Here is a 2,621-nt window from a genome sequence, read left to right as displayed (position 1 = left end):
GGTGTGTACCGGCCGGGTGACCAGGTGTTCTACGAGGCCAACCAGTCGGGCGGCGTGTTCGGCTCCAACCGCTACGGCATGGCCAACGATGTTCCGCTGATGGGCCACTGGGCCGGCGGAACCGCCGACACCGTCGGTGTCTACCGGCCCGGCACCCAGGAGTTCATCCTCAGCACGAACAACAGCACCCCGGCCATCGACGCCAGGTTCGGCAACCCCGGCGACGTCCCGCTCGTCGGCGACTGGGACGGACGCGGCATCACCACCATCGGCGTCTACCGCCCCGGCGACCAGACCTTCTACCTCAGCAATGACAACGCCACCGTCGCACACGCCATCAAGATGGGCGACCCCGGCGACGTCCCCATGGTCGGCAACTGGAGCGGCAGCGGCGCCACCACCATCGGCGTCTACCGCCCGAGCGACACCACCTTCTACCTCAGCAACACCAACAACGCCGCCAACGTCGACCACGCCATCAAGTTCGGCAACCCCGACGACGTCCCCATCAAGGGCGACTGGGACGGCAGCGGCACCGACAAGGTCGGCGTCTACCGACCCGGCACCTCGGACTTCTACGGCGCCGGCCAGGACTCCAACAACGTCATCTTCTCCATGCGATTCGGCAACCCAGGCGACACCCCCATCACCGGCCACTGGTGACAGACAGCGACTGACCAGGCATCAGCCGACCTCCGGCCGGCCGGGGCGATCCCGGCCGGCACTCTCCAGGGAGACCCATGTCCGACCAGCACCGCTCAGGCCTGCCCATCCGCCGCACCCTGGGCGTCCTCGGCGTCACCGCCGCACTCTGCGCAGGCATACCCGGCACCTCGGTCGCCGCGCCCGCGCAGCCGTCCGGGCTGCGCGACGTCGCCTACCAGGGGCACCACTTCGCCGTGCCGTCCGACTGGCAGGTCGTGGACCTGACGGCGGATCCGAACGCCTGCGTGCACTTTGACCAGCACGCCGTCTACCTCGGCACCCCAGGAGCCAAGCAGGACTGCCCGGCCCACCTCCAGGGCGGGCGCACCGAGGCCCTGCTCGTCGAGCCGGACGACACCGCCGCCCCCGGCACCACCGTCAACCCCGTGGCGCACGAACTCCAGGCCGTCACCGGCGGACTGCGGGCCACCGCCACCTACGACACCGACCAGGCGCTCGTCCGCACGATCCTGACCGGCGCGGGCTTCCCAGCCACCGCCCCCGCCCGGGCGCACACCGCCGCGCCCAAGGCCGCCGACTCCGCCGCGACGGCTGCCGCCACGCTGTCCGGTGACCTGACCACGTTCACCGGCAAGGGGTTCGACGCCTGCGCCGCCCCCGACTCCGGGACGATGAACACATGGCGCGCCAACTCGCCGTACGGCGCGGTCGGGGTCTACATCGGCGGCCCGAGCATGGCCTGCTCCCAGCCGAACCTCACCGCCTCCTGGGTCCAGCAGCAGGCTGGCGCCGGCTGGCGGTTCATGCCCATCTACGTCGGCCTGCAGGCCGGCCGGATCAGCTCGCCCGGCAGCCAGGGCGCCGCCGCGGCCGACGACGCCGTCGCCCAGGCGTCCGCCCTGGGCTTCGGACCAGGCAGCGTCCTCTATGAAGACATGGAGTCCTACAGCCCCGGCTACTCGGGCACCGTCCTCGGCTACCTGTCCGCCTGGACTGCCGAACTGCACGCCAAGGGCTACAAGTCCGGGGTCTACAGCAGCTCCGACTCCGGGATCGCCGACCTCGCCCGCAACATCGGCGGTGGCTACACCCTGCCCGACGTCATCTACAGCGCACGGTGGAACGGCGCCGCCGACACCAACGAGCCGAGCGTCCCGGGCAACGCCTGGGCCAACCACCAACGGGTGCACCAGTACTCGGGGAACGTCACCGAGAGCTGGGGCGGCGTCAGCATCAACATCGACCGGGACTACCTGGACGTCGTCGCCGGCCAACCCGCCTCGCCGACCGGGGTAGGTGTGTATCGGCCGTCGGACCAGGTGTTCTACGAGGCCAACCAGTCGGGCGGCGTGTTCGGCTCCAACCGCTACGGCATGGCCAACGATGTTCCGCTGATGGGCCACTGGGCCGGCGGAACCGCCGACACCGTCGGTGTCTACCGGCCCGGCACCCAGGAGTTCATCCTCAGCACGAACAACAGCACCCCGGCCATCGACACCAGGTTCGGCAACCCCGGCGACGTCCCGCTCGTCGGCGACTGGGACGGACGCGGCATCACCACCATCGGCGTCTACCGCCCCGGCGACCAGACCTTCTACCTCAGCAATGACAACGCCACCGTCGCACACGCCATCAAGATGGGCGACCCCGGCGACGTCCCCATGGTCGGCAACTGGAGCGGCAGCGGCGCCACCACCATCGGCGTCTACCGCCCGAGCGACACCACCTTCTACCTCAGCAACACCAACAACGCCGCCAACGTCGACCACGCCATCAAATTCGGCAACCCCGACGACGTCCCCATCAAGGGCGACTGGGACGGCAGCGGCACCGACAAGGTCGGCGTCTACCGACCCGGCACCTCGGACTTCTACGGCGCCGGCCAGGACTCCAACAACGTCATCTTCTCCATGCGATTCGGCAACCCCGGCGACACCCCCATCACCGGCCACTGG

2 protein-coding genes are annotated in these 2,621 nt (G+C 69.9%); both read left to right on the top strand.

The genetic code is table 11. From position 1 onward, the window contains the following. The coding region (locus ACH4E7_RS45470) for a hypothetical protein (RefSeq protein ID WP_396255108.1) at positions 1-663 on the top strand (663 nt) is incomplete at its 5' end. Positions 664-740: 77 nt separating this feature from the next. Next, positions 741-2,621, top strand: a 1,881-nt coding sequence (locus ACH4E7_RS45465; RefSeq protein WP_396255107.1) for a DUF1906 domain-containing protein, incomplete at its 3' end; no start/stop codon positions are given.

The sequence above is a fragment of the Kitasatospora sp. NPDC018058 genome, from assembly GCF_044327205.1.
In the GTDB taxonomy this organism is placed as follows: Bacteria; Actinomycetota; Actinomycetes; order Streptomycetales; family Streptomycetaceae; genus Kitasatospora.
This window is presented reverse-complemented; position numbering and strand designations above follow the sequence as displayed.